Origin of the sequence: Mesorhizobium sp. M1E.F.Ca.ET.063.01.1.1 (assembly GCF_003998155.1) — a bacterium.
In the GTDB taxonomy this organism is placed as follows: domain Bacteria; phylum Pseudomonadota; class Alphaproteobacteria; order Rhizobiales; family Rhizobiaceae; genus Mesorhizobium.
In genome coordinates this window covers 1-385 of record NZ_RZSC01001797.1, presented here as the reverse complement: position 1 = coordinate 385, position 385 = coordinate 1, and the positions used below count along the sequence as shown (strand labels likewise).

1 protein-coding gene is annotated in these 385 nt (G+C 68.8%); it reads left to right on the top strand.

Features of this window, described 5'->3' with window-relative positions; all coding sequences use genetic code 11:
• On the top strand, positions 1-385 hold a 385-nt coding region (locus tag EOA29_RS40920), incomplete at both ends, for a GGDEF domain-containing protein (protein WP_145970218.1).

Sequence of the window (385 nt, the reverse complement as noted above, 5' to 3'; positions counted from 1 at the left end):
CTTCAAGCAGTTCAACGATACGTTCGGCCACGAAGCCGGCGACCTCGTGCTGAAGCAGGTCGCGGCAACCCTGATCGAGCATGCCCGCGACAGCGATGTCGTGTCGCGCTATGGCGGCGAGGAATTCGCGCTGGTCATGCCGGGGGCATCGCTCGAAGAGGGCGCCCAGCGCGCGGAAACGCTGCGCCAGGCGATCAAGCAGCTGCATCTGGCGCATCGCGGCCGCACGCTCGGCACCGTCACCGCCTCATTCGGCGTCGCCGCCTATCCCGAGCATGGCGCCGGCTGGGCCGAGCTGACCAACGCCGCCGACCACGCCCAATACGACGCCAAGGCGGAAGGCCGTGACCGCGTCGTCGTCGCCAGGAACAATGCGCCCGGCGAG